At 44.8% G+C, this 20,664-nt stretch carries 20 protein-coding genes; 12 read left to right on the top strand and 8 right to left on the bottom strand.

The window, feature by feature from the left end; translation table 11 throughout:
* Nucleotides 1–9: 9 nt before the first annotated feature.
* Together J4N42_RS07785 and J4N42_RS07780 are read right to left on the bottom strand one after the other, a co-directional pair.
* The gene (locus J4N42_RS07785; protein WP_252027278.1) at nt 10–1,551 is read right to left on the bottom strand and encodes a glutamate synthase-related protein; all 1,542 of its coding nucleotides are present in this window, start codon (nt 1,549–1,551) and stop codon (nt 10–12) included.
* An 83-nt stretch (nt 1,552–1,634) separates the two neighbouring features.
* Complete coding sequence (locus J4N42_RS07780; protein ID WP_252027277.1) at nt 1,635–2,510, bottom strand: AEC family transporter; 876 nt, start codon at nt 2,508–2,510, stop codon at nt 1,635–1,637.
* Between the two features lie 280 nt (nt 2,511–2,790).
* Between J4N42_RS07780 and J4N42_RS07775 the strand changes: the two genes are divergently transcribed.
* The 5 genes from J4N42_RS07775 to J4N42_RS07755 all read left to right on the top strand — a co-directional run bounded on the left by J4N42_RS07775 (nt 2,791) and on the right by J4N42_RS07755 (nt 7,816).
* A complete protein-coding gene (locus J4N42_RS07775; RefSeq protein WP_252027276.1) occupies nt 2,791–3,309 on the top strand; it encodes an Hcp family type VI secretion system effector in 519 nt (172 codons plus the stop codon).
* A 194-nt stretch (nt 3,310–3,503) separates the two neighbouring features.
* Nucleotides 3,504–6,554 (top strand): type VI secretion system tip protein TssI/VgrG, encoded by a 3,051-nt coding sequence (gene tssI, locus J4N42_RS07770; protein ID WP_252027274.1) that lies wholly within the window; start codon nt 3,504–3,506, stop codon nt 6,552–6,554.
* The gene (locus tag J4N42_RS07765) at nt 6,551–6,937 is read left to right on the top strand and encodes a hypothetical protein (protein ID WP_252027272.1); all 387 of its coding nucleotides are present in this window, start codon (nt 6,551–6,553) and stop codon (nt 6,935–6,937) included. The genes tssI and J4N42_RS07765 overlap by 4 nt, the downstream gene beginning before the upstream one ends.
* 73 nt (nt 6,938–7,010) lie before the next feature.
* Nucleotides 7,011–7,463, top strand: coding sequence for a hypothetical protein (locus J4N42_RS07760; protein ID WP_252027271.1), 453 nt, complete (start codon nt 7,011–7,013; stop codon nt 7,461–7,463).
* 20 nt (nt 7,464–7,483) lie between these two features.
* Nucleotides 7,484–7,816, top strand: coding sequence for a hypothetical protein (locus J4N42_RS07755; protein WP_252027270.1), 333 nt, complete (start codon nt 7,484–7,486; stop codon nt 7,814–7,816).
* A gap of 72 nt (nt 7,817–7,888) precedes the next feature.
* On the opposite strand, the gene cdd is transcribed toward J4N42_RS07755, so the two are convergent.
* The 4 genes from cdd to sbcB all read right to left on the bottom strand — a co-directional run bounded on the left by cdd (nt 7,889) and on the right by sbcB (nt 11,526).
* Entirely contained in the window at nt 7,889–8,776 is an 888-nt protein-coding gene (cdd, locus tag J4N42_RS07750) for a cytidine deaminase (RefSeq protein ID WP_252027268.1), read from the bottom strand.
* A 219-nt stretch (nt 8,777–8,995) separates the two neighbouring features.
* Nucleotides 8,996–9,676 carry a CidB/LrgB family autolysis modulator gene (locus J4N42_RS07745; RefSeq protein ID WP_252027266.1) on the bottom strand — a complete coding sequence of 227 codons (681 nt, stop codon included), beginning with the start codon at nt 9,674–9,676 and terminating at the stop codon, nt 8,996–8,998.
* The gene (locus J4N42_RS07740; RefSeq protein ID WP_252027264.1) at nt 9,677–10,042 is read right to left on the bottom strand and encodes a CidA/LrgA family protein; all 366 of its coding nucleotides are present in this window, start codon (nt 10,040–10,042) and stop codon (nt 9,677–9,679) included. It lies immediately after the preceding gene.
* Nucleotides 10,043–10,101: 59 nt separating this feature from the next.
* Nucleotides 10,102–11,526, bottom strand: coding sequence for an exodeoxyribonuclease I (gene sbcB, locus J4N42_RS07735; protein ID WP_252027262.1), 1,425 nt, complete (start codon nt 11,524–11,526; stop codon nt 10,102–10,104).
* A 467-nt stretch (nt 11,527–11,993) separates the two neighbouring features.
* On the opposite strand from sbcB, the gene J4N42_RS07730 reads away from it, so the two are divergent.
* Nucleotides 11,994–12,290 carry a Dabb family protein gene (locus J4N42_RS07730; protein ID WP_252027261.1) on the top strand — a complete coding sequence of 99 codons (297 nt, stop codon included), beginning with the start codon at nt 11,994–11,996 and terminating at the stop codon, nt 12,288–12,290.
* A gap of 113 nt (nt 12,291–12,403) precedes the next feature.
* On the opposite strand, the gene J4N42_RS07725 is transcribed toward J4N42_RS07730, so the two are convergent.
* Nucleotides 12,404–13,177, bottom strand: coding sequence for an AraC family transcriptional regulator (locus J4N42_RS07725; protein ID WP_252027259.1), 774 nt, complete (start codon nt 13,175–13,177; stop codon nt 12,404–12,406).
* Between the two features lie 98 nt (nt 13,178–13,275).
* Between J4N42_RS07725 and J4N42_RS07720 the strand changes: the two genes are divergently transcribed.
* Complete coding sequence (locus J4N42_RS07720) at nt 13,276–14,433, top strand: multidrug effflux MFS transporter (RefSeq protein WP_252027258.1); 1,158 nt, start codon at nt 13,276–13,278, stop codon at nt 14,431–14,433.
* A gap of 22 nt (nt 14,434–14,455) precedes the next feature.
* Here J4N42_RS07720 and J4N42_RS07715 read toward each other — a convergent pair whose 3' ends face one another.
* Nucleotides 14,456–15,157: an NAD(P)H-binding protein gene (locus tag J4N42_RS07715; RefSeq protein ID WP_252027257.1), complete on the bottom strand. Its 702-nt coding sequence runs from the start codon at nt 15,155–15,157 to the stop codon at nt 14,456–14,458.
* 646 nt (nt 15,158–15,803) lie between these two features.
* Here J4N42_RS07715 and cobT point away from each other — a divergent pair.
* The 5 genes from cobT to J4N42_RS07690 are packed head-to-tail and all read left to right on the top strand — an operon-like array spanning nt 15,804 to nt 20,620.
* Entirely contained in the window at nt 15,804–16,832 is a 1,029-nt protein-coding gene (cobT, locus tag J4N42_RS07710) for a nicotinate-nucleotide--dimethylbenzimidazole phosphoribosyltransferase (protein WP_252027256.1), read from the top strand.
* Entirely contained in the window at nt 16,832–17,614 is a 783-nt protein-coding gene (locus tag J4N42_RS07705; protein ID WP_252027255.1) for an adenosylcobinamide-GDP ribazoletransferase, read from the top strand. Before cobT ends, J4N42_RS07705 begins: the two co-directional genes overlap by 1 nt.
* A 41-nt stretch (nt 17,615–17,655) precedes the next feature.
* Nucleotides 17,656–18,201 (top strand): bifunctional adenosylcobinamide kinase/adenosylcobinamide-phosphate guanylyltransferase, encoded by a 546-nt coding sequence (cobU, locus tag J4N42_RS07700; protein WP_252027254.1) that lies wholly within the window; start codon nt 17,656–17,658, stop codon nt 18,199–18,201.
* Entirely contained in the window at nt 18,198–18,827 is a 630-nt protein-coding gene (locus J4N42_RS07695) for a histidine phosphatase family protein (RefSeq protein WP_252027253.1), read from the top strand. The genes cobU and J4N42_RS07695 overlap by 4 nt, the downstream gene beginning before the upstream one ends.
* A complete protein-coding gene (locus tag J4N42_RS07690) occupies nt 18,824–20,620 on the top strand; it encodes a M3 family oligoendopeptidase (RefSeq protein ID WP_252027252.1) in 1,797 nt (598 codons plus the stop codon). The genes J4N42_RS07695 and J4N42_RS07690 overlap by 4 nt, the downstream gene beginning before the upstream one ends.
* Nucleotides 20,621–20,664: the final 44 nt, after the last annotated feature.

The following is a 20,664-nucleotide window of genomic DNA, read 5'->3' as shown; positions in this document are numbered from 1 at the left end:
AGGAAACTATCACAGTTTTTCCAACCCTGAATACTTGATGCCGGACAAGCGCGCCATATCTGTGTTCCAAGTAGCAAGATCTTTTGAGTTAAATTGGTTTAAGTGGTGATGCCCACAGGCTCTAGCCATCACTTGCATCAGTTCTACAGAAGATAAGAAAAAGTTTTTAAGTTGATTAGAGGCTTTTTCTACGTTGAGTCGTTGCCTTAAATCAGCCTTCTGAGTCGCAATGCCTGCTGGGCAGTTATTGGTGTTACACATTCTTGCTGCAACACAGCCAATAGACTGCATAGCACTGTTCGAAATCGCCACACCGTCTGCCCCTAATGCCATTGCTTTGACAAAATCCATCGGCACCCTTAAACCACCTGTCGCAATGAGAGTGACACGCCCAGATGCACCTTGCTGATCAAGGTAGCGGCGCGCTCTTGCTAGGGCGGGTATTGTTGGGACACTGATGTGATCTCTGAACATTTCGGGCGCGGCACCAGTACCACCACCGCGACCATCTAAGATGATGTAATCAGCACTGGCATCCAAGGCAAACTGAATATCTTCTTCAATATGGTTGGCGCTTAGCTTAAAACCAATAGGAATGCCCCCAGTCACTTCTCTGACCCGATCGGCAAATTTTTTAAAGTCTGCAGCGGTGTGTAAGTCTTTAAATGTCGGTGGGGAGATAGCTGGCTCACCCTCTGGTATGCCTCGAACCTGTGAAATTTTGCCAATGTTTTTGTTTCCTGGAAGGTGTCCACCAGTACCAGTTTTGGCTCCTTGCCCGCCTTTAAAGTGGAATGCTTGAACGTTCTTCAATTTTGACTCGTCGTAACCAAACTGAGCGCTTGCAAGTTCATAGAAGTAACGTGAATTGGCGGCTTGCTCTTCGGGTAGCATGCCTCCTTCTCCAGAACAAATGCCAGTTCCGGCAAGCTCTGCGCCTTTGGCTAATGATATTTTCGCTTCTTCAGACAAAGCGCCAAAGCTCATGTCGGAAACAAAAAGTGGAATGTTCAAAGTAAGAGGTTTTCTCGCTTGAGGGCCAATGACAAGTTCTGTTGCTACTGGTTCATGCTCCAATAATGGCTTAGTTGCCATTTGTGCGACCATAATCTGAATGTCGTCCCAATGGGGGAGTGTATGTCTGGGCACTCCCATTGATGTCATAGGGCCGTGGTGGCCTAACTTGGATAAGCCTTCACGAGCTAGTTGATGAATAAACTCAACGGTTGGTTCTTCGGTTGTTGCGGTTGCGATAGGGATATCGCCTGCAATAGTTTGAACTCCCGGCCCTTCCTTACCAATTGCATCAGCAGAGAACTGTTTATGTGAACCATCACAATAAGGCGTATTCGCGCTGTGTTTGCATTGGCATAGATAAGCATTGCCGCTTTCTTCTGCGGTGAATGCTATAGGTTTGAAAGCCGTTCCGGCATGTGAACCATCGCAAAATGGCTGTTTTTTGGAACGGCCACAGGCGCAAAAATAATAATCCTGACCTTCAACGAGTTCAACTTTGATGGGTTTAGTATCGGCTACCACGGGTTTACTCATGCTTCACTCCATTTGCTCACTTTATTTTTTATTAGTAAGCGTAGGGCAGAAGTACGGTTATTTCTCTTAGAGGGGGTGTGGATCTACAGCGAGAGTGCAAAAACAAGCAAAATTGGTAGTGAGAATATGGCGAAAAAGTTTCCAAATAGGACCATTGAAGCGACATTGGTAGGTTCGATGTTGAAGCGTTCTGCAAACAGGTAGTTCATTACTGCGGGAGGAAGCATAGCGAACAGCACCATCATTTGCAGTTGGAGTGTCGGTAAAGGGATTAGGTAGTAAATAACGGCGAATGAAATCATACCGGTAAATAGGGATTGCAACGAACACAAGATCCCAACCTTTAAGCCACTCAGCCTCAAATTACACATTTGCGAACCAAGGGCGAGAAGCATGACAGGCACTGCAGCCTGACCCAGTAAGGAAGTTGCTTCGTAAAGTGGTGTCCAGACGGAGATATCGGAAAGGTTTAAACTCATTGCCAGCGCAGTTGCTAGAAATACAGGCATCTTAATAATTTGCTTGAATGGATTTCCGTTGCTGAGCAAAGCTAGGCCAACAGTGATGTGGATACATGCTGAAACAACAAACAGCAGAACGGCGGGTGCTAGTGCTGCTTCGCCAAAAGTGTAAGTAAATAGTGGAATGGCGAGGTTACCACTATTTCTAAACATATGGGGCGGTGTCCACGCTTTGTAGTTTAGCTTTGTAAGACGACAAATAGGCAGCATGACTAGCCCAGGTAGGAGTAAAGCGACTAGCGCAGCGTAAATAAGCGGTAATTCGTTTGTGCTCAAGGGCATGCTGGCAAGAGAAGAAAAAACTAGAGCAGGGACGAAAACGTCCATATTGATTCTATTGATTGGAGCAAAGTCGGGTTTGAGCCACCGGCCTACACTAAAACCTACGAGTACAAGCGCAATAACAGGAAAAAGTATATTTACGACTTGCTCGAACATCCTGTTTCCTTTTCCCCTTATGCTTCTATGTTTTTAACCTATCAGGGTTTTTTGACAGAGTCATCAAATAAGGAGGGAAATAGTGGGGTGAGTACAGCCACAAATTTAGGCAATAAAAGGGAGTTTGAGCAATTTATTGCTCGTTTGTAATGAATTGTTGCTTGGGTTTACGTAAAACTTAACTTAAGTGTCTGATATATAACGAGCTCGGTGTTGGAATGTTCTTTGCTCTCTAGCTGTAGATTAAAACACACTAGAATCTACACAAAAGGAATTACCCATGCCAACTCCATGTTATATCTCAATCGAAGGTGAAACTCAGGGCTTAATCACTGCTGGTGCACTATCTACAGACTCTATCGGTGATGCATTTGTTGAAGGCCATGAAGATCAAATGTTAGTTCAGCAGTTTGACCATATTGTCACTGTTCCTACTGACCCTCAATCTGGCCAGCCATCAGGTCAACGTGTACACAAACCATTTAAGTTCACCGTTGCACTAAACAAAGCGGTTCCGCTGCTATACAACGCGTTGTCTTCAGGTGAAAAAATGAAATCAGTTGAACTGAAGTGGTACCGTACTTCAGTGGAAGGTAAGCAGGAAAACTTCTTCACAACCAGCCTAGAAAACGCGTCAATTGTTGATATTCAATGCGAAATGCCTCATTGCCAAGACCCAACTAACAGTGATTTTACTCAGAACGTCACGGTATCGATGTCGTACCGAAAAATCATCTGGGATCACATCAACGCTGGCACATCTGGTGCAGATGACTGGCGTAAACCAGTAGAAGCTTAATTTGCTGAAACACATAGGGCTTCAGAGCTTATCTCAGCTTTGAAGACCTATGTAAATTAATGGTTTTGGGCTTTCGCGTTACACCACTTCCGAGAATGCGGGAGCCTTTTTTCTAACTAAGCCAAATACGTTCATGTGTACATAAAGTACTTAGCGTATTTGGCTTAGTTGGTAACAGAACAAAGGAACGAGTGATGGCAACACTGCAGTTTGACTTAGTTGTTGAGGGAATCGATAGCAGCACGTTCGTCGTGAGAGAATTTACGGGTAACGAATCTGTCTCGGCGAGTGTCTCTGATTTGGGAGAAAGCTATAGCGGCTTTCGCTATTGTGTAGATATCGCTAGCCGCCAGCATACGATTGTTGCCGAAGACATCATCGATAAACGTGTCATGTTAACGGTGAAGCGAAACGGCGAGCCAGTACAGAAGACACATGGCATTGTTCGACGTTTTGATAAAGGCGATACAGGCCATTCCTATACTTTCTACTCTCTTGTCATCGTTCCTTCTCTTGAGCGCCTATCACTTCGTCAAAATAGCCGAATTTTCCAACAAAAAACAACTCAAGAAATCGTTTCTCTTTTGCTCTCAGAAATGGGGATCGAAGACTATGCCTTTTCATTAAAAAATGAACTCGTGCAACGAGAGTTTTGCGTTCAATATCGAGAAACAGATTTGGATTTTGTCCACCGTCTTATCGCGGAAGAGGGAATTTCCTATTACTTTACTCACGATGATGCTAAGCACACTCTTATCTTTAACGATGCGTCAGAGACTATAGAGAAGCTTGCTACACCTATCTCATATAACGCGAAAGCGGGAGGAAACGCTGATTCACCCTATATCAGTGCGTGGGAAGCAAGTAAACGAGTCGAAGTAAACCAAGCTTCCCTTACCGACTATAGTTTTAAAAAGCCTAGCTATTCTCTGGCGCAAACCCAATCAAGCGAAACGGGGGAAAGCGTCTCTCGAGCCTATCAACATTATGATTATCCAGGGCGTTACAAATCGGATGATGCAGGCAAACTTATCAGTCAAGTTCGATTGGAGTACTTGCGTCGTCAAGGACATACCGCAAACGGAAAAAGCGATCAGGCGTTAATTAGAGCGGGCGCTAAATTCGATTTATGTGATCACCTAGATGCAGAAATGAATCGAGATTGGGTCGCGGTCAGAGTGTTGCATCAGGGCAAACAGCCCCAAGCTCTAGAAGAGGAGGCTGGGAGCGGTGCTACTACCTATTCAAACGAGTTTGTAGCGATTCCGGGTGACAAGAACTGGCAGTCGGAGCCTCAGAACAAACCATTAGTTGATGGGCCAATGATAGCCACGGTTGTAGGGCCGGAAGGAGAAGAAATCTTCTGTGATGAACATGGCCGAGTAAAGCTGCACTTCCCTTGGGACCGATACAGTAACGGAGATGAAAACAGCTCCTGCTGGGTGAGAGTTGCTCAAGGTTGGGCAGGCTCCCAATATGGCATGATGGCGATTCCCAGAATTGGTCATGAGGTTATTGTCGAGTTTCTAAATGGAGATCCAGACCAACCTATTGTTACCGGTCGTACTTACCATGCGACTAACACTCCGCCTTATTCGTTGCCGGACAACAAAACGAGAACCGTTTTGAGAACAGAATCCCACCAAGGTGTTGGATTTAACGAACTCAGCTTTGAGGATCAAGCGGGTGAAGAGCAAATCTATGTACATGCCCAGAAAGACATGCAGAAACTGGTTCAGAACGATGACACGTTACACGTCACAAACGACCTACATTCGTCAATCGAAAATGATGTGTATGACCGAGTTGGACGCAATTCCCATTCGACCATCGACGGAGAGCAACGAAGCACAGTAACGGGCAACCAATCACTTATCGTTGATGGTTCTTTGCAGTTGATGAGCGGATCCGTTTGGGTAAATGACTCAGGCTCGGAAATACACATTAAATCGGGCAATAAAGTGGTACTCGAAGCAGGTTCAGAAATTACAGTCAAAGCGGCGGGTAGTTTTCTGAAAGTGGACCCGGCTGGCGTACATTTAGTCGGTGGTGGGGTCAACTTGAACTCTGGCGGAAGCCCAGGTGTTGGTAGTGGATTTTCTGGTTTATTGGCTGAGCAACCAACGGCCTTGGTTCCCAATACACTGTCTTTACACGAAGAGCCAAGTAATGCAGAGGCTTCCTTAGAATCCGCCACCGAAAATGTGATTACCGACCTTGAGCCAAGCAACTCGTCAGTTCCATTCTCTAACCAAGGTGGAAGCACTACGTCAAATACAATGAGTACGGACGAAGGTGCAGCATCGACTTCTTCATCGCAAGATGGGCCAGAAGATACTGAAGAACTAACGGAAGAATCTCAACGTTTGAAATCTTCATTGTTAAAACAATCAGTTACTCTAGATAAATTGGCAAATCGTGAATCTGGTTCATACAAGAAAGGCGCTAAAGGCGAGGAAGTGGAGTATATTCAACAAGCTTTAGTTAAACTCGGCTTCGATTTGGGCACTGCAGGTGCAGATGGCGATTTTGGCTCCATGACCGAGAAGCAAGTGAAGCTGTTCCAAGGTAGTTATGAACCTTCGCATTCCACACATCTAGCTTACGAAGTTGGTGCCGTCGATGGCATAGTCGGCCAAGGCACGATTCTTGGTTTAGACGAAGCGCTCGTTGATGGTTGGGTGTATGAAACGAAATGTAAGTTAGATATTGATCACGAGTTTATCCAACAACTCGAAGGAAGTAAGTTAGAAGGGTACGTTCCTGAGCCTGATATCAGCCAAAGTGGAGTCACTATCGCTACGGGGTTTGATTTAGGCGCTCGCTCTGTATCTGACTTGGTCAATTTAGGTCTCCCTGAAAACCTTGTTGTGAGATTTACTCCTTATTTGGGGCTAAAAAGGTATGAGGCAATGGAGCGGCTGGAAGCTAATCCACTGACTATTACAAATGAAGAACTTACCATCGTTAATGAGGTGGTGAAAAAAGCGGAAACTGAAAAGATAGTGAGCGTTTTTAACTCATCTTCAAGTACGACCAAGTTTGAGTGCTTACCTAAACAAGCGCAAACGGTTATTGCGTCTGTTTCTTATCAGTATGGGTATTTACCAAGGCGAGCAGCGAAGTTCTGGCAGCAGGCAATCACCCAAGATTGGGAAGCCATGTATGCAAATCTAATGGATTTCGAAGATCAGTTTCCTTCAAGGCGAACAAAAGAAGCAAAAAGAATTAAGGAATTATTATGAGTAAAATGTTTGTCGCTTTGTTGGCGTTGTTTTCTACATTTACGTCTGCAGCGAACTTGGAAGATATATACAAAAAACTTGATATAACGAGCTTTAACAGCTCTTTGCGCCCTATGCGAGTAAGTGATGAAACTCTCTTTTCAGACTTTAAGCAGCTCCCACAACCAGAGTATCTGGACCAAGAGATAAAGATTGAAGACGAATATTGGCTGTACTCGATAAAAATAATGGAAGAAAAAGGTGCGGATATACATGTGTGCTTTTTAGATCGAGCTAAGCAAGGTAACTACAATGCTCAAAGCCCTTTTGTTATCAGGCTTTATGGTGATAGATATGTTGCTATCGCGCAAGCTTCATATGTTTGCGAGGAATTTGCAAAGTAACGTATCGCATGATTTGTTGTCGAAAGAGCGTGGAACCAATCATGATTTAATGAAGTTACTCGAGATATAAGTAATGCCAGAACTCAAGTTATTTATCGTACTTTGCGGTTTAGCATTTTCGGTTCACTCCGCTCCGATCAAACTACAAGCATCTTGTAACTTAGAAGCACCAAACAGCGTTAACTATTTCTCGATAACGTTTCAAGCTAATGGTACGGCACGGGTTGAGGTGAACTCGAACCAAATCTACGTAATAGCCAAAGAAGTTAAAGCTGAAAATTATAGCGAGTTTTTCTATCAGTCGGTAGATACCGTTGGTCGTGCAGGCGCATATTTAAATTGGAATGGTTTCAGTACGAAACATCCAATGTTTACTTTGGAAAGAGTTAATGAACGAGACTTTGTTATCCACTGGAAAGGTTTTTGGGATAGAGAAACAGTGAAATACACGTGGAATGAAATTGGCTCCAAAGGACCGGACCTATATAGCGAATCGAGTGTTTTACAAAATTGCGCTTATTACTAGCAATGGATGAAGTTCATTACATGGGACTTAAAATAGCCTGTTTGTTAGTACTGTCGGCAATCATACCGTTACCTGTTTCTGCTGAAGTACTAGATAACAAAGGTTTGCATACTGTCCCCTCTGATGCTACCTGGAAAGTAGCTGAAATAAAGAGAATTTCTTGTGAGGTGTGTACCGCTGATATGTATATCCAGAGTGGTAGTGTGCAAATTAACGGAGTTTGGATTTCAGGAAATTTCGAATTCTCGATGGACGATGAAACTAAGGTCGTATTGGGTAGTGATGCGGTTTTTGCACTCGGAGATGTTGTGAATAGCATATCGATTGAGAGTATTGAAGAAAGTGCTAACTAATAAAGTGATATACATTCCTGATATAAAAACGCCTAGCAATTGCTAGGCGTTTTTTCATTTCTCTAAGCTTATTTATACAGCTAAATAAGATACTGGGATATCTGGGTTGATGACTTCCAGCGTCGATTGGGTATCCGCAAGGTGGCTAATGCTACCGTCTGCCATCTCTACTAGGGCCGCTGATTCAATATTATCGAACGATTGTCCGTCCATTAGGATCTGAATTAAAGCAACTTGTAGAGGAGGTAGGCTTGGGTTAAATGCTGCGTTCTCAGCATATGCGCCATGGTAAGAATTCCCATTATTTAAACGGAGTGCAACACCGCTAAGGTTTTTCGTGTATGGGGCGTGGCTGCGATTAAGGGCAGCTAGTGCCTGCGTAACCAATTCATCTTGATCATCGCACGTTTTGCCATGGTGGATTTCAGCCATTAACCCTGATTCAATTCCTAGATCTGCTGGGCCAAATGATTCTGGCAAATACTCTTGTAGAGTCATTTCGTCGCGCTCAGGCAATTGAACAATTAACTCATTTGCAGTGGTTAATTCGTTCATAAACTGGCGGCAGTGACCACACGGGCTGAAGTTGATGGTGATATCAGAAATGCCTTTTTCACCTTTCATCCAAGCGTGGCTAATTGCGCATTGCTCGGCGTGCACCGTTTGGCCTAGCTGTGCACCAGAGAACTCAACATTAGCACCGAAATAAAGCTTACCAGACAAGCCGCGTACAATCGCACCAACGTAAAACTTAGATATAGGGGCGTAAGAATAAGCCGCAGCGAATGGAAGTAGTGCTACGCGTAGTTCCGCATCGTCTAGGCCAGAGATTTTAAGAAGCTGATTGAACTGCTCTGCAGACAGTGTTGCGTCAAAGTCATCGGCTAATAGGATCGGACCTAAAAAGTCAGTAATAGGCTTTGGCGCGTCTTTTAGCGCCTGTTCAATGCGGCTCTTCATTAGAAATCCTTATTTAAGCGTTGAACTCTATTCTATGACACAAATGAAACATTGCTGAGATCTTAATCACAATAATTAATGTAATGAATTTTCAAGTTGCATGATTAGAGTGAGATCACACATGATATCGATTTCATTGCGAGATTAAGTGAAGCACGTCGAATGGGGGCTAGTCATTCGACGTGTTTGAAAAGAGATTTGCGATAAAGAGGTTGTTCTTTATAGAGAAAGTAACCAGACAGACAGTGCGAAAACACTCGGAGCAATGATTGAGGTAATAACACCGCACACGACTAACGCAAGAGAACTGAACGCTGCATCTTTAGGATCCTTCTCTGCACAGGTAGCGGTACCTAGTGCGTGGGATACTGTCCCCATTGTTAAGCCCTTGGCAATCGGATGGGTAATGTTTAACAGGTTATAGATCGGATAAGCGAACATTGCGCCGAACAAACCGACAATTAACACCAATATTGCAGCAATCGCAGGTTCTCCACCAAGGTGGCTGGATACTTCCATGGCAATAGGTGTCGTAACGGATTTACCTAGCAAACTGGCGATAAGTTCTAAATCCACCTGCATGGATACGGCGATCATGCTGGCAGTGAGCATAGACATAATCGATCCCACACCACAAGCGAGCATGATGATACGCCAATTCGCTCGTATTTGGGGTAACTGCTCATAAAGAGGGTAGGCGAGCGCAACTACAGCGGGCTGAAGCAGGTAGCTAATCCATGTGTTATCGGCGTAGTACGTCTCAAAAGGAACTTTTAAATAGATGAGTGTCGGAATGATAATCGCAACGCTTATGAGTAGAGGGTTCAAGATTGGGTTATTGAACTTTTGACTCACCCAACGGGCAAAGAAAAAAACGATGATGGTAACGAGTAACCACATTTACTTGTTCCCCTTCTTTAAAAAACGATCGAGGAACAAGCCTAATGAAACCATAACGATAATGGTACCGCCAACTGCACTGGCTAAGATCGGTAAAGCATTGGCGATAAGCATATCGAAGTGCTCCATCAAGCCGACACTGATAGGAACGAATAACAAAATCATGAATCGGATAAACAAACTCGCGCTTGGTTGAACCCAGTCGACAGGTACAAGTCCCGATGCCATAAGCCCAAACAGCATTAGCATACCAAACACACTTCCTGGCACCGAGACTCCGAGTAGTGACTGAAGAGCGGTTCCAGCGAAGAGGCAGAGGAATATAAGCCCCATAGAGACGATGTACTTTAGAATTTTATTACCCATAAATGACAATGTATTAAGTTATTGGAGCACAATCGCGAACCGATGGGTCCGCGTATTAATTAGGATGTTAGCTTTTGAACGTATTGATAGACCGATTTTAAAACAGCAATCTTCTTTTCATCACTTTCATGCTCGTGAACTAAGTTTTCTAGGTTCAGCATGTAGTTTTCAATGTTGTTCTCGAAGTATTCACGACAGTGGTTTGCCCAACGGCTCTGTTCACTTTCGTCGAGTGTCCATGGATAGTGGCGAGCGCGATACTTGAACAGCAAAGGTTGGATTCTAGAGTCACTGAAAGTGATATCCAGTGCCGCTAGATTATTTGGGTCAGTTTCACGGATGATATCCAACGAGGCTTTATCTGCTGGTGAGAAGAAGCCATCGTAGAGCTGCGTATCAACATCGCTGCTCTTCTCGTATTCACGTTCAATGTTGTATAAGCCAATCAGCTTTTCGCGTACTTCTGGGTGCTTACGTATGATGGCCAAATTGGCAAGACATTGCTCGCGGTCGATTCCAATTGTTTCAGCGTTTTCGGCAGTCAGTGTTTTTGCAGGCGCAAGAATCGGGCACTTGTTTAAATGTACCAGTTTAATTGGCACAGGCAGCTCATCTTGCCCAAGCTCGGAACGTTTGGTGTAAAGTCGCGTGTGTAATTCTTCTACCGATAAATCGATTAAAGGCTGTGGATCTTTAGCCAGATCGACAACAATCACTGCATTCTGATTAGTAGGGTGCCATGCGACAGGCACAATCCAGCTGGTGTAATTACAGTCGCGGCCAAACATTCCAGATACATGCATGAGTGGAGTCATGTTGACGATATCAACTAGCTCGTTCAGCTTTCGCTTGTGGCGCATATCTAAGAAATAGTTAAACAATTTTGGTTGCGCTGCTTTTAGCTTTTTCGCCATTTCGATGGTAGCGATAACGTCTGCCATCGCATCGTGGGCATTTTCGTGTTCAATGCCGTTGGCGACGGATAAATGTTCGAGCTTAAAGCTAGTGTAACCTTCATCATTTTCAGGCCACACTACGCCTTCTGGGCGTAGGGCATGACAAGCGCGCATGACATCAAGTAAGTCCCAACGTGAGTTCCCGTTTTGCCAGCTCCAAGCGTAAGGGTCGAAAAAGTTTCGATAACAAGTGTATCGAGTGACTTCATCATCAAACCGAATACTGTTATAGCCAAGGCTGGTGGTTTTAGGCTTGGAAAGCTCTGCGTGGATCTTAGCAATGAATTCGGGTTCAGGAAGCCCTTGCGATGACGCTTTCTGCGGAGTAATTCCGGTGATGAGTGCCGCTTCTGGCGAGGGAAGGTAATCGGAAGGCGGCTGACAATAAATGACGAGCGGTTCACCGATGATATTAAAATCTGCATCGGTTCGAACTCCAGCAAACTGACTTGGTCGATCTTTAGCTGGGCTGGTGCCCCAAGTCTCGTAGTCGAAGAAGAAAAAAGTGGGTTGTTCGCTATTGTTCATGCTTTCCGCGCTTTGATATCCAAATTTTAAAGATGACCGACCATGGCAGTGGCTCTTTAGTTACGTAACGATCATACGACTTAGTAGCCGTGTAAGAAGTTCTTGTTGGCGTTGCAGTTTGCTACACGGCGGAACACACAAATAGTTTGGTTCCGAGAGAAAGAAAATTATCTTCTAATACGTTGACGTATAAAGGCTTGTGAACATGGTTACTAGTGCTGTAAGTATCCCGTAATCGTGGATAGGAAAGCAAGGTAAATCCAGACAGATTCGCGTACTTAGGGTATAAAAATCAGTATTCAGGCTGATGTTAGCGGAATATATTACTAGAACTGTACTGTCGCGACAGTCACTTAATGGTGGGATGGTAGTGCTCTAACGTACATATTCTTCGCGAAAATAGAGTGTGGGGGTATTTAGCTCTTGTTAGTCGTCGCAAAGCCCAGAACCAAGCTAGGAGAGATACATTGATCAGACACATTTTGCTAATCAAGTTTAAAGAGGAGGCAACAAATGCCGAGATTACGAAACTACAGAGGTTATTCGAAGCCATGACCGATAAAGTTGATGGTGTGGTATCGGTAGAGTGGGGTGAGAACGATAGCCCAGAAGGAAAAAATAAAGGTTACACTCATTCGGTATTGATGACCTTCTTGGACGAGGCCGGCAGACAACATTACCTTCCTCACCGAGAGCATGAAGCATTGAAAGAAGTGTTTAGGCCGCTGCTCGAAGACATCATTGTTTTCGACTACCAAACCTAAGGTGTGTTGCCTTTTCCCGGTTAAGTTTTGTTAGAGAAAAATTCGTTTTAGTTGCAGCAAGGATTCTGTCGCCTAAGATTCTTCCCTCCAAGTATCAGACAGCAGGGGACCGTTCACTTCGGCGATAAGTACTGCAGTGGCGTTAGCCCAGTTTGCTGTTTAAAAAAAGCAATGAACGCACTGTCGCTGGAAAATTCGAGTTGATAAGCGACGTCATTGACTTGAAGCCCAGATGAGAGCATTTCTATCGACTTTTGAAGTCGCCAGCGTTGTCGCCAGTTTTGATAAGGCATGCCCGTTTCTTTGGCGAAAATTCGAGTAATGGTTTTACTGCTTGCCCCAATGGTTTGGCTTAGCGTGTTAAGTGGTGGGGCGATGGCATCGCCAATTTGCAAATGAGATAGCCAGGGCACGAGGCGTCTGTCTGTAGGCATAGGTAGAGACAAATGCTGTTCTTTTAAGCTTGCCAGCTCTTCAAAAAATAGAGCAACAGTATTAGCCGTTTGTTTGTCAGGAATATCCCAAGGCCAAAATGCCATTCGTTCTATCAAAGCAACGAATAGCGGGCTCACATCGAATACCTTAACTTGATGTTCGAGTTCAGGACTCACAGATTGATCGAAGTAAAGCGAGCGGTACGCCACAACGTTGTTCATTCTCGCACAGTGCTTGACTCCAGCAGGAATCCAAGCAGCTCGTGTAGGAGGGAGTATACATTGGGTGTTATCCAGCGTGATCGTCATGCAACCTTGCGGCGCAAACAATAACTGCGCTTTACCGTGTGAGTGCATACCTGAATCGTGCTTGCCCACCTCTGCCGCAATACCAATAACGCTTGCCTCTAGCTTGTCGGCATCGAAACGGGTGGTTTCATCAATGATCGCCATTTGTCCTAAATTCGATATTTATTGTTTTAATGTTGTTATAGGGACTATAGCAAATAACACTACACTGCGCGCACTTTGAATCAATTGAGGAATGATGTATGAAAACTTCTCCTTCTGTTGGGTTGATGGTTGCGTTAATGATGTTTCCGCAGATCGTTGAAACTATATATAGCCCAGCTTTGCCAGATATAGCCCAAGGCTTTTCGGTATCGATTAGCATGGCAAGTCAAACACTGTCGATATACTTCGTCGCATTTGCTGTTGGTGTCATTGTCTGGGGTGTGTTATCTGATTATCTAGGTCGCCGAGCGACGATGCTTTTAGGGTTAGCTGTATATGGTTTGGCGGCAATTGGAGCGCTGTTAGCCCCAAGCTTTGACGCATTGATGCTGTGCAGAGTCATTAGTGCATTTGGCGCTGCAGTTGGATCGGTAGTAAGCCAAACGATATTGCGAGACAGTTATCAAGGACCTGATTTGAGCCGAGTTTTCTCTTATATGGGAATCGGACTTTCGATTAGTCCTGTACTAGGTATGGGACTTGGCGGTTATCTGGTTGATTGGAATGGCTATCAGGCGGTGTTTTTTGCGCTGTGTTTATTGGCGTTAACTTTAGGTGCTGCGTGCTTTGTTAAGCTACCAGAGACCAAACCAAGCCAGTTATCGAAACTAAATCTTGGTTTTCTTGCTAAGAAATTATTTAGCGACATGGATATATGGTTTAGTGCTGGTTTGGTTGCATGCTTTAACGTTGCTTTGTTCAGTTACTATCTCCAAGGCCCGTTTATGTTTAAATCTTTGGGGCTCAGTTCTGTCGATTTTGGCCATAGTGGAATCGCTCTAGCGATAGGAACGTTTGCAGGTAGCATTGCCAACAAGCAATTAATAAAACTTGGTATAGAAAGTAACAAGCTAATTGTTATTGCTGTCGCCATATCTATGTGTGGAGCCATTGGAGTGCATACGCTATCAAGCAGCATAGTGTTTCTGCTACCCATGATTCTCGTTGTGATTGGCTTTGGAATTGGAATTCCAAATATTCTGAGTCGTGCACTTATTGGCTATAAAGACGCGGTTGGTAGTGCAGGGGCACTGTTTGGGTTGATGTACTATCTAATGATTGGGTTAGGCTTATTTGTCGCGGCTAAGGTGCAAAGCTTGGGTATGGTGTTGGTTGGCTTCACTAGTGTTATGGTGGTTTTACTCACCTTAAAGCTAGCTCGTCAACGCCTAGAGAGTAACGCCACAGTAAGTTAGGTTATGAGTTCCGTACTGCCATCTAGTGATTAGATGGCAGATATTTTTCGAGCAGCTCACGCATTTGGACAGTGGTTAAGATGCTATGTTTTCCGAGCGAGTTATCGAATGCGCTGTAGAGCATAGCTGTCGCCACATCAGTGGCATCAATTGGAATGAGGTTACGCAGTTTACCTATCATCAATGGGCGAATCGCTTTCATGATGACTTGTAATGCGAGCTCGTCGTTGCGGGGCTCATCTCTGATCCCACGCAGAGGACCGGGTCTGATGAAGACGGTATTTTCAAAATCCAAACGGGATATTGCATGTTCCATCTTCCCTTTGCACTTCAAATAGTGTGAAAGCGATTGAACCGATGCACCATAGCTGGAAACGACAACAATCTTTTTTACACCAAGCACTTTCATAGATTGAGCGACATCGCATACAAGCTCATAGTCGATCTTCTCTAAAGCGGCTTTCGAACCCGCTTTTTTCTTTGTTGTTCCCAAGCAAATAAAGCCAATTTCAGGAATAGGCTGCTCTTCATTCCATTCCAGTACGCGTAATTGATCATCTTGAATTGCGTCGAGCTTAGGATGAAAGAAAGGGAGGGGCTGGCGTACAAGTGCATACACCTTTGAAATAGGGTCATTCTCGAGCAATAGTTTTGTAAGCTCAGAACCGACGAGGCCGTTGCCTCCGGCAATGATTACCGTAGAGTTGTCACCAATAATGCTCATTCAAATGCCTTTTTAATCGCCAGAATTTGAAGATAGCTCAAATCTAACCGAAGTTTCTGTGATTTAGGATAAATGTTGCTTAGGAAATTCATTTTAGCCGTTACTTACTGTCACAACGAACTACAGAAACGCAATGACCTCGCGATGCGAGGTCATTTGGCTGGTTTAAACATCAGAGCTATGTGAGTGAAAGAGGGACTTTTTTCTGACTTTTGTTTGTTGATTGTTTAGTGCGTTTTGTACTTTTCGCTCTTTGATTAGCAAACATCGTGACTCCTTATCTCATCAAGAGACGTTACCGACATAGAAAGCGTCTAATGGTGAATCTAAACAAGCATCTTCTATGCCGTTTACAAGAAAGGTTTGAGAATGAATGAGTTATGATGGTATCTAAAACCTTAGTTGATAAATTTCATATTAGCCAAGTTATTTTGACACTCAGAATGACAAGCCAGGTGAGAACATAAACGAAATTCAGTGTGTTGAGCCTTGTTGTTCCTCTAGAGAACATCTTGGTTTCGCGTTAGACTCAAGCTATTCATAGAATAAGGAAGCACTATGAATCATCGGCTTATGTTGGTGAATAACGCCATAGTGTAGTGGCATAGTGCTTTGGCTCCATTTCTTACCGCATAAGTTAAATAGCATGTTAGATACCATTCACTCTGAAGTGATTCAGCACCGTATTGATCAAAAAACCAAACCAATAGGCGCGTTAGGCCAACTAGAGAAGCTTGCTCACCATTTAGCACTCATCCAAAGTCAGGGTAAACGTGATGCTGTCACAAATATTAGCCTGACGAAACCAACGATTCTGGTGTTTGCTGGAGATCATGGTATCGCTGAAGAAGGCGTGAGTATCGCGCCAAGCGCTGTCACTCAACAAATGGTTTATAACTTCCTTGCTGGTGGCGCGGCGATCAACTGTTTCTGTCGTAGTAACGATGTTGATATGTGGGTGGTTGATACTGGCATATTGTCACTAATACAAACAGATTCTTCTCGGCTAATTGAACAAAGGCTGGGGGAAGGAACCAGTAACTTTGCTCATCAATCAGCAATGTCACCAGAGACAGTACAGCGTGGCTTACAGCTTGGACAATCGGTCGCAGAACGCGTTATCGATTCTGGCTCAAACATTCTCATGTTTGGTGAAATGGGCATCGGCAACACGAGTAGTGCGTCAGCAATCATTTGTGCGTTAGGTGATATTAAGCCACAAGATGCGGTCGGCTTAGGTACGGGAATTAATCCACAGCAGTTAGCCAAAAAGGTCGATGTGGTTTCGAAAGGGGTTGAGCGATGTAAATCAGCCACGCCACAGCAAGTACTGGCTGAAGTGGGAGGGTTCGAGATCGTTCAGATGGTCGGTGCGTTCTTAGCGGCGGGTAAAAGACAAACCCCTGTGTTGGTGGATGGATTTATCGTCAGTGTGGCAGCTTATGTAGCAACGCTGATTGATCCTCAATGTCGCGATTACATGATTTTTGCTCATAAGTCTGAAGAAGCAGCGCATCAATTTGTTTTGAACAAGCTGGACGCTCAGCCGTTACTCGATTTGGGATTAAGGCTAGGCGAGGGAACCGGTGCTGTACTGGCCATGCCGTTACTTCGTGCCGCTGCCGAGTTTTACAACACCATGGCAAGCTTTGAAGATGCTGGAGTCACCGTCTAATGGTGCGTGCAATTCGGTATCAAGTCGAACTATTTTGGTTAGCGCTTGGCTTTTTCTCGCGTATTCCTATTCCAAAATCGACACCATACGATGAAGAACGCATGAATCGAAGTGGCCGCTATTTTGCTCTAGTGGGCGCGTTACTTGGTGGGCTATGTGCCGCCGTGTTCAGCTTAATGTCGTTATTTTTGCCCATGACCATCGCCATTCTGATAACGATGGTTTTTAGCTTGCTGCTTACCGGTGCATTTCATGAAGATGGCCTTACCGATATGGCGGACGGAATCGGTGGCGGCATGACCCCAGAGCGCCGTCTATCAATAATGAAAGACAGCCGCATTGGTACTTATGGTGCAGCAACACTTATCATGGCGTTGTTAGCGAAGTTTATTCTGTTGGTTAAACTGCATTCCTTAGCTCCGCTCGTATTGGTTCTTATCACCGCTTACACCTTAAGCCGTGCCGTTGCTGCTTCTTTGATTTTCGATATGCCTTATGTAAGCGATCTGGACACCAGTAAAAGCAAGCCACTTGCCAACAGACAAAGTAAAGGAGAACTCATTTTCCTGATCGTGACAGGCTGCTTGTCGCTAATATGGTTGCCAGCCTTTGCAGGCCTAATTTTGCTGGCGATACTGACTGTATTTCGCTTTGGCTTTAAGCGTTGGTTGATGGCGCGTATTGGAGGCTTTACTGGAGATTGTTTAGGCGCAGCTCAGCAGCTAAGTGAGCTACTTATCTACCTTGTTTTGCTGGCATTATTCTTTAATTACTACATCTAAACGATCAGTAAACCAGACTGATTTAGGTAAAAGGACCTCACATGACCATTCAATTAGTGCTTGGTGGTGCTCGCTCTGGCAAATCAAGCCATGCAGAGCAAAGTGCGACGTCACTAGCGAACAAGAAAAGCGGACGCCTGCATTATGTTGCGACAGCCCAGCCATTTGATGAAGAAATGCGATCTCGAATCGAACATCATAAGCAGAGTAGAGGCACTGGCTGGATAGAGCATGAATGTCCGACAGAGCTTGCCAACCTAATTGCTACTTTTGGTAAAGACGATGTGGTGTTGATTGACTGCCTAACGCTTTGGCTCAATAACATCATTTTTGCGAACGGAACTTCAACGCCAAGCGATGAAGACATTAAGTCTCAGGTAAGCGGCCTAGTGACTTCCCTTGAATCATCGGACGCAAGCATACTGTTAGTGTCTAATGAAGTCGGGCTGGGCGTGGTTCCTATGGGGGAAGTGTCACGCTTGTTTGTTGATCATGCTGGTTGGATGAACCAAGCGCTCGCAAGAGCGGCGCACAAAGTGGAATTTGTTGCAGCTGGCTTGCCTCTGGTGATGAAGGGTGACAAATGAAGCCAATCAACATCTATTTATTAAGACACGGAAAAACGCTAGGTGAACCCGCACTCAATGGTCGCACCGATGTATGTGTAGACCCTGACGTGCAAGCCAATATTGCTAAAGCGTGGCTTGAACTAGGATTACCATGCCATCACATCATCTCGTCTCCCTTGAAGCGTTGCCGCGAATTGGCTGAGCTGATTTGTCAGCAAGACTCTTCTCAGCGAGTTTCGATTAACGAACAATTTCAAGAGATGGACTTTGGCGAGTTTGATGGTGTGAGCTTTAACAAGCTTGAAGATCGCTGGGAAGAACTCGAGCAGTTTTGGCAAAATCCAGCTGGCTGTTCATTTAAGGGGAGTGAGTCATTAGCGAGCTTCAACCAACGCGTTTCACGGGCGTGGCAGGCTCTAATCGAGAATCAGGAGTCGGACTGTTTAGTGATTGCTCATGGTGGAACGATCAGAATGATTTTGGCTCATATACTCAACCTAGATTGGAAAAACCCTCGATTATATTCGACATTAAATATTAGAAACCAATCAGTTACCCATATTCAGATTATAAAATCTGAGCAGATTCACCCGCGTATTCAATCGATCGGAGAACTGCTCAATTTACAAAAGGACGCGCTATGACAACGCCAAGTTGGAACCTTACTATTGCCTACAGCAGTTTGAACGACCCAAAGATTTCACAAGACATTGCGCTTATTGAGCAGTGCATTGAAGTACTCCATCTGCATGTTGATAAACGCCAAACCGTACTGGCAATGCAAAATGCGATTCAGACTTCGGAAGCGGCAGGGACACTGCTAGCGACCATCAATACTTTTGCAACGTGTCATGCTTCAGTAAACGCAACTGACGAAGCTGCCAAAGCGATGGTGGGTAAAATTGCTAAGCTAAACTCTCTGCTTGCTCAAGCTTTCACTCCATACGAGAACGTATTGGCTCACGCCGAAGAAAGCTTTATTGCAGAGGTGCTAGACCATGACAGCGGTGATGTTGCTGGGCAAGGCTTTCAATTGGCCTGTTTAAGGAAAGAAGCTGAGACCCAGTTGTCGATAGAAGAAGAGCAATTGCTCTCTGCCATGCAGGTGGATGGCCGTGATGCTTGGGGTAGGTTGTATGATAACTTGACGGGTTCACTGCAAGTGACGCTCGAACATGACGACGGCAGCACTGAAACGATGGGTTTTTCCCAAGCAGCAAGTCTTCTTTATGGCGCTGATTTCGATAAACAAAAGCCGGCTTGGAAAGCGATTCAAAAGGCTATGGAGACTCATCAAGAAAGCTTTGCCGCGATTCTTAATGCTCTATCGGGCTGGCGTCATACCGAATATCAAAAGCGATCATCAGTGAAAAACGTTCACTTTATGGATCCAACTTTACATCAAAGTCGGATCTCCAGTGAGACCTTGGACGCAATGATGTCGGTGGCCAAAGAAAACCGTTCAACAGGCCAAAAAGCAGGCAACCTGATGGCGAAAGTTCATGGTCAAAAGACCATGGCCCCATGGAATCATATGGCTGCGATGCCAGTTTTAGGCAGTGCCGAAGCCAAGGTGTATTCGTTCGAAGAGGCGATAGACGTAATTAGAACGGCATTTGCTGAGGTCAGCCCTGAGATGGCGGATTTTGTCGACTTGATGGTTGAAAATGGTTGGATTGATGCTGCCCCAAGTGACAATCGTCGACTCGGCGCTTACTGTACGAAATTCGCTGCGACGCGTTCTCCACTAGTGTTTATGACATGGGGAGGAAGCCGATCAGACTTGATGACTCTGGCTCATGAGCTTGGCCATGCTTTCCATAACTGGATCATGCGGGATATGCCGCTTTGTCAAACTCGCTACCCGATGACGCTAGCTGAAACGGCTTCTATCTTTGCAGAGAATATTGTGCGTGATAGCTTGCTTAAACAGGCCCAAAGCCGCGAAGAAAAATTAGAAATGCTGTGGGAAGAGCTTTCGACGTGTTACGCGTTGATGGTGAATATTCCGGTTCGCTTCGAGTTCGAAAAGGCGTTTTATGAGCGTAGAATTGAAGGTGAGCAAACAGCAGAGCAGCTATGCGAACTAATGAGTGCTCATTGGAAAGAATGGTATGGCGACTCAATGGAAGAAGCCGATCGCTACTTCTGGGCAAGCAAACTGCACTTTAGTATTTCGGAAGTGAGTTTCTACAACTATCCGTATCTATTCGGCTACTTGTTCAGCAAAGGAGTCTATGCACAGCGCGATAGCAAAGGCGACAGCTTTTACAAAGATTACGTTGCTCTGCTGCGTGATACAGGGTGCATGATGGCAGAGGAAGTGGTTGAAAAACATCTGGGTATGGACTTAACCCAAGCGGATTTCTGGCAGCAAAGTATTGATATGGTCAAAGAGAAAATAGATCAGTTCGAATCCCTTCTAGATCAAAAGTAACACCCTACAAAATATGGTAAAATCCCTTTAAATTATTACCTTAT

Origin of the sequence: Vibrio sp. SCSIO 43135 (genome assembly GCF_023716665.1) — a bacterium.
Taxonomy (GTDB): Bacteria; Pseudomonadota; Gammaproteobacteria; order Enterobacterales; family Vibrionaceae; genus Vibrio; species Vibrio paucivorans.
The sequence above is the reverse complement of the archived record's forward strand: the minus strand, read 5'-3'. Positions and strand labels throughout refer to the sequence as shown.